The 6,819-nt window shown below is 44.0% G+C and carries 6 protein-coding genes; 5 read left to right on the plus strand and 1 reads right to left on the minus strand.

The genetic code is table 11. The features are described from left to right. Positions 1–28 precede the first annotated feature (28 nt). From tolA to nadA, 5 genes are all read left to right on the plus strand, one after another. Positions 29–1,096, plus strand: a complete 1,068-nt coding sequence (gene tolA, locus AB4496_RS22070) for a cell envelope integrity protein TolA (protein ID WP_017097725.1) — start codon at positions 29–31, stop codon at positions 1,094–1,096. Between the two features lie 12 nt (positions 1,097–1,108). Then, a complete protein-coding gene (gene tolB / locus AB4496_RS22075) occupies positions 1,109–2,461 on the plus strand; it encodes a Tol-Pal system beta propeller repeat protein TolB (RefSeq protein WP_009846380.1) in 1,353 nt (450 codons plus the stop codon). A gap of 111 nt (positions 2,462–2,572) precedes the next feature. Then, positions 2,573–3,115: a peptidoglycan-associated lipoprotein Pal gene (gene pal, locus AB4496_RS22080; protein ID WP_102257359.1), complete on the plus strand. Its 543-nt coding sequence runs from the start codon at positions 2,573–2,575 to the stop codon at positions 3,113–3,115. Positions 3,116–3,148: 33 nt separating this feature from the next. Next, the gene (gene ybgF, locus AB4496_RS22085) at positions 3,149–3,931 is read left to right on the plus strand and encodes a tol-pal system protein YbgF (protein WP_009846383.1); all 783 of its coding nucleotides are present in this window, start codon (positions 3,149–3,151) and stop codon (positions 3,929–3,931) included. A gap of 209 nt (positions 3,932–4,140) precedes the next feature. Beyond that, positions 4,141–5,202: a quinolinate synthase NadA gene (nadA, locus tag AB4496_RS22090; protein ID WP_009846384.1), complete on the plus strand. Its 1,062-nt coding sequence runs from the start codon at positions 4,141–4,143 to the stop codon at positions 5,200–5,202. A gap of 377 nt (positions 5,203–5,579) precedes the next feature. Here the strand turns inward: nadA and AB4496_RS22095 are convergent, their stop codons facing one another. After that, a complete protein-coding gene (locus tag AB4496_RS22095) occupies positions 5,580–6,782 on the minus strand; it encodes an MFS transporter (RefSeq protein WP_102257358.1) in 1,203 nt (400 codons plus the stop codon). Positions 6,783–6,819 lie beyond the last annotated feature (37 nt).

Here is a 6,819-nt window from a genome sequence, read left to right on the forward strand (position 1 = left end):
GATATAAGGGAATAGCTCCGTAGCATTCATGAAAGCGAATAATAAAAAATCCAATAATTTTAGATCACCGCTTCTTATTTCTCTTGGGCTGCACGTCGTTTTATTCGTTGCGCTCATTTGGGGAGCGGATTTCACCATGTCAGAGCCAAAGCCTACAGGGCAGATGGTTCAAGCTGTGGTGATTGATCCTCAGTTGGTTCGCCAGCAAGCTCAACAGATTCGTCAACAAAGAGAAGCGGCGAGCAAAAAAGAGCAAGAGCGTTTAGATAAACTAAGACGTGAAAGCGAACGACTTGAAAAAAATCGTAAAGCTGAAGAAGAGAACATTCGAAAGCTGAAAGAAAAGCAAGCTAAAGAAGCCAAAGCGGCTCGCGACGCGGAAAAGCGTCGAGTTGAAAATGAAAAGCAACGTAAAGTTGAAGAGGCTCGCTTAAAACAAGAGAAAAAGAAAGCCGCTAAAGCAGAAGCTGATCGTAAGTTGAAAGAAGCCGCGGTTGTGAAAGCAGAAAAAGAACGCAAGGCAAAAGAAGCGGCCATTGCTAAAGCTGAACAAGAACGCGTGGCGAAAGAAAAAGCCGCGAAAGAGGCCGCTGAAAAAGCTCGTAAAGAAAAAGAAGCCGCTGAGCGTGCTGAGAAACAACGTATAGCGAAAGAGAAGGAAGCGGCAGCCGCAGCAGAAAAAGCCCGTAAAGCGAAAGAAGCTGCAGCAAGAGCGGAGAAAGAGCGTAAACAGCAAGAAGCGGCGTTGAACGATATTTTTGCTGGGCTTGAAACTGAAGCGACTCAAAACTCTTCAGCTAGACAACAATTTATTAGTGATGAAGCGCAGCGTTATGGTGCTATCTATACTCAACTCATTCAACAAAACTTGTTGTTAGAAGACAGCTACAGAGGTCGTTCATGTCGAGTAAACCTAAAGCTTATTCCAACGGGATCTAATGCGATATTAGGTAGATTGAGTATCTTAGATGGTGACAGTCGCTTATGTGCGGCAACGAAGCGTGCGGTAGCACAAGTGCAATCTTACCCGTTACCTAAGGACCCAGACATTATAAAATCACTGAAAGACATTAACTTAACTGTATCACCAGAGTAAAAGGACGAACTTGTGTTAAAGAAACTATTACTGAGTTTTGTTTTCTTAATAGCTACAAGCAGCCAGTTTGCCCATGCGGCACTGGAGCTGGTTATTACAGATGGTATTAACTCTGCACGACCTATCGCTATTGTTCCTTTCCGTTGGGAAGGCGCAGGACCATTGCCGCACGATGTGTCAGCAGTTATCGCTTCTGACTTGCAACGCAGTGGTAAATTCAGCCCAGTTGCGACAAGTAAAATGCCTCAAACGCCTTACAGCGAAACCGAGGTGAATTTTGATGCTTGGACTAACCTAGGTGTTGATTCACTGCTAACCGGTAGCATCACTAAAAATGCCGAAGGGCAGTATGTGGTGAACTACCAACTGATCGACATTGTTCGTGGTCAACTGACTAAAGGGCAAAGCCGTGCACTAAGCGATGAAGGCCAATTAGTACTTTCTAAAGATCATGTGCTGTTCAACAAGAAAGCGACAGTGCCTGGTAAACGCTTGAGAGAGTACGCACACCGAATCTCTGATTTAGTGTATGAAGAGCTAACGGGTGAGAAAGGGGCGTTTCTAACGCGTATTTCTTACGTAGTTGTGAACGACAAAGACAAATACCCGTACCAGCTTCGTGTTGCTGACTACGACGGCTTTAACGAGCGTTTGGTGCTTCGTTCTAAGCAGCCTCTTATGTCACCAGCATGGTCGCCAGACGGTAAGAAGCTTGCGTATGTGAGTTTCCAAAATGGCCAAGCTGAAATATTCATAATGAATATTTATACGGGTGAGCGCGAGAAAGTGACGTCATACCCTCGTCATAATGGTGCGCCAAGATTCTCGCCAGATGGTAAAACATTGGCGTTGGTATTGTCGAAAACAGGCAGTCTTCAGGTGTACACACTCGACCTTGCTAGCCGTAAGCTGACTCAAATTACCCGCGGTCGTTCTAACAATACTGAACCATTTTGGCACCCAGATGGCAAGTCTCTAATTTTCACATCTGATCGTGGTGGTAAACCACAGATTTATAATGTAAATTTGTCAAATAATTCGACATCTCGTATTACTTGGCAAGGTAGCCAAAACTTAGGTGGCCAGATCACCCCTGACGGACGATTCCTGATTATGGTTAATCGCAGCAACTCGGGTTTTAACTTGGCTAAACAAGATTTGGAAACTGGTGCGGTTCAGGTGCTAACAAAAACATTGTTAGATGAATCTCCAAGTATTGCACCGAATGGAGGTATGGTTATCTATAGCTCTATTTACAACAAAACAAACGTACTATCGATGGTTTCTATCGATGGTCGTTTTAAGGCTAGATTACCAGCAACGAACGGACGCGTAAGAGCGCCTTCGTGGTCACCGTTTCTCTAGTCGATTTGATACATTCTTTTAGCTATTGATAGTGTTAACTATTGTGGCATTTAACTATCTATAGCACTTAGTCGCTGTAGAAACTAAGTTTGATAACGTAAGGAAAAAAAGATGCAACTTAACAAAGTTCTTAAAGGCTTGATGATTGCACTACCAGTGATGGCAGTAACGGCATGTAGCTCAACTGATGAAGCAACTTCTGCAACATCTGGCACAGAAAGCAACCAAACAACTTCAGGTTCAGAAGGCAACGTAGATACAACTGTTGTAACGCCAATTGACGCTAACGGTCAACTGTCTGAGCAAGAGCTTAAAGAGCAAGCGCTACGCGAAACTCAAACAATCTACTTCGCATTCGACAACTCTACTATCGCTGGCGACTACGAAGAAATGCTTGCAGCTCACGCAGCATACCTAGTTAAGAACGTTGATATGAACGTTACTGTTGAAGGTCATGCTGATGAGCGCGGTACTCCTGAGTACAACATCGCACTTGGTGAGCGTCGTGCACAAGCTGTAGCGAAATACCTACAAGCTCTAGGTGTTCAAGCAGACCAAATCTCTATCGTAAGCTACGGTGAAGAGAAGCCACTTTTTCTAGGTCAATCTGAAGACGTGTACGCTAAAAACCGTCGTGCAGTACTAGTTTACTAATTTCAGTAGGCTATATAATTGAGGAATTGCCTCATGTTCAGTAACACAAAGCGAGTCATTTTGCTTTCGTTACTGGCAAGTGCAGCGAACACTACGTTCGCTGCACCAGCTCCAGTATCCGATCTCAATAGCACCGCAACAAATTCATCATCTTCCTCTCGATCAGCATCTAACGAATCAGATATTGAGCGTTTAGAGCGCTTGCTTCAAAATCGTAATCTCGTTCAGCTTCAAATGCAGCAGCAAATCGACGATATGTCACTGGAGATCAGTGAACTTCGTGGTGAGTTGGAGCGAAACAGCTACGATATGAAACAAATGCTCGAGCGCCAACGTGAATTGTTCATTGAACTGGATCGTGTGAGAGGCGAGGTGAAAGCAGCAGGAACAGCAACGGTAGCAGTAGCAGCGAGCGAAGGCTCTAAGGATGCTTCTGGTACGTTCAGTACTGATGTTGATGAGCAAACAGCTTATCAGAATGCTGTAGATATGATTCTAAAGCAGCGAGACTACACGGGTGCTATTGCAGCATTCCAAAAGTTTCAAAAAGACTTCCCAGACTCGACCTTCACGCCTAACACCCATTATTGGTTAGGTCAGCTTTATTTCGCTAAAAAGCAAGATAAGGAAGCTGTGAAGAGCTTTGCCGCTGTTGTGTCATACAAAGACTCCAACAAGCGCTCTGATGCTCTGGTTAAGCTTGGTGACATAGCTACGCGTAACAACAACGCGACGCAAGCTAAGAAATATTACCAGCAAGTTGTAACCGAGTATCCAAACAGTGCTTCGGCTAAAGTGGCTAAAACCCACTTGTAAACAAAATAGGGGTGCTCAGGTACCTCTTTTTTATATCTGATCACTTTCGTTTTGTGTCTACTTCTCTTCTTTGTAATGCCAACGCATCGCTTTGTTTATGCGTTTTAAGCATTAGTTAGTCATCGCTTGAAACCAATCCTTTTTGATCCCAATCGCTGTCCTGTGTAGAATACTCTAATTCTCGGAAGAAGTTGCGTAGAGCAAGAGCAATGAGTCATATACTAGATAAAATCGATACAGTTTACCCGTTTCCGCCTAAGCCAGTTCCACTGAGCGACGCTCAGAAGCAGGCCCACATCGCAAACATCAAAACACTACTTCAAGAAAAAGATGCAGTTCTAATTGCACACTACTACACAGATCCTGAAATTCAGGCCCTAGCTGAAGCAACTGGTGGTTTTGTTGGCGATTCATTAGAAATGGCTAAGTTTGGTAACCGCCATTCGGCAAGCACTTTGATCATCGCTGGCGTTCGTTTTATGGGGGAGTCAGCAAAGATTCTTACACCTGAAAAACGCATTCTAATGCCAACACTAGAAGCTGAATGTTCTCTTGATCTTGGCTGTCCTGCAGACAAGTTTACAGAATTTTGTGATGCTCACCCTGACCATACAGTGGTTGTATACGCGAATACCTCTGCGGCTGTTAAGGCTCGTGCAGACTGGGTAGTTACGTCGAGCATCGCTCTAGAAATCGTTGAAAGCCTAGACGCTGAAGGCAAACCCATTATTTGGGGTCCAGACCGTCACCTAGGTTCTTACATCGCAAATCAAACTGGCGCTGACATGCTGCTTTGGCAAGGTGAGTGTATTGTTCATGACGAGTTCTCAGCTGATGCTTTGAAGAAAATGAAATCAGTATACCCAGAAGCGGCTATTTTGGTTCACCCAGAATCACCAGCAAGCGTGGTTGAACTGGCTGACGCTGTTGGTTCAACAAGTCAACTGATCAAGAAAGCAAAAGAGCTGCCTCATCCACAGATGATTGTCGCGACTGACAAAGGTATCTTCTTCAAAATGCAGCAACTGGTTCCTGAAAAAGAACTGATTGAAGCGCCGACAGCAGGTGCCGGTGCAACTTGTCGAAGCTGCGCGCACTGTCCTTGGATGGCAATGAACGGCCTTGAAGCGATTGAAAATGCGCTTGAGAATGGTGGCGAGCAACACGAGATCTTCGTTTCTGACGAACTGCGCGTGAAGTCCCTTATCCCATTGAACCGCATGCTAGATTTTGCTGAGCAATTAAATGTGCAGGTAAAAGGTAACGCTTAATCTAATGACGTGAGGTTATAAATAATCCAATATTTATAACTCTGCAGTCTTTATAATGTGGTGCATTTGTCATCATTAAAAAAACCAGCCGCAGTGCTGGTTTTTTGTATCTGAATATTCGCCTTAGTCTAGTCTCATTAGCTGCTGCAATTTACACTAGATATGACCAATCGTAGCAAATACCACTATTAGCAATACCTATAATAGTAAACAATGGGTCAGCCTAGTTTGTTAAATCACTTGATAACATCGTTAGAAATCTTGATTGTAGAATAACGACTTATCGAAGTTTCTTGTCGAAAATAGCTGCCTTGTTCTTAAGCCTTTTTCCTGAGAGTTTTATGCTCACTTACTTACTGTGACTGACATTAATTTTTCTACGCTATCTCTGTATCAGTGTGTTCAAATTGAGAATTGAATTTAGATTGATTCATGAGTACGAACAGAAATAGCCCGGCCATCAGCGAAGCCGCGACCCAATATGGGAGGCTTTGGTTGTATTGATAAAGTATCGTTGCAGTGATTGGCCCCACAATGGAAGATAGCCCTTGGATGGCAGAAATTGTACCTGCAGCTGCACCTTGTTCGTTCATATCTACTGAATTGGCGGTGATAGCTTGTACCGCAGGAAACAAGAGTCCCAACCCTATTGCCATAAATATATAGCCTGTAATAAGAAGCGTAGCTGAGTGTGCTACTGACACAATACAGAGACCAGCACATGCCACTATTGGACCCATCATGAAACTCTTTAGTAATACGTTATTTTTCATTTTGGCTAAGAAAGCTTGTGTGATACCTAACGTGATTCCAGTGATGGTCAAAACGATACCAGACAGCTGAGCTGCTTGTTCCGATGTATCTCGGATGCGGTCGAGTATTAAAAATCCAATGATGATCTGGGCTGTTATAACAGCAAACATACAAGCGAACATAGCGAGTGCCGGGAAGCGAAGTCGTTGGTCAAAAAAGCTTATAGTATTCTCGGAAGGCTCGTGGATTATTGTTGTTTCAGGTAAGCGGATCTTGATAATAACCCAGGCGATGAATGGGAGTACTGACAATACGTACAACGGCAGTGTCAGAGAGTATTGAGATAACATTCCACCTAAAGCTGGCCCTGCAACTAGCCCTATTGCACTTGCTGCCCCAATACTTGCCATGGCACTTTGTCGCTCTTTGGGCGTGGTAATATCTGCCACTAACGCAGTGCTAATAGGAGTAATAGCCGCTAAAAACAGGCCGACGAATGTGCGAGCAACGATCATTCCTATGAGTATGATGAGTGAGTGAAAGGTTGTTTTCAGGGATAGATCTAGCCATATCGTCATGAGGATAAAAGAGCACGCATAGCCTAAAGTAGCGACTAGCAATACGGGTTTTCGTCCCTTCTTGTCACTGGTCTCCCCCCATTTTTTTGCGCTAAGAAGCCAAGCTATTCCCGACATAGCGACCACCAAGCCACCATGCCATTCCATTAAACCAACTTCGCGAATAATCGGACCGATCACTGGAATGATCGACATCATCGCTGTCATACAGACAGCGTTTAATACAAATAACTGTTTAATAGTACTCATAAAGTGGCTTTTTTAGTTTGGCTACAATGTACGGGAC

The organism is Vibrio sp. 10N.222.46.A1 (assembly GCF_041473595.1).
Lineage (GTDB): Bacteria > Pseudomonadota > Gammaproteobacteria > Enterobacterales > Vibrionaceae > Vibrio > Vibrio tasmaniensis_A.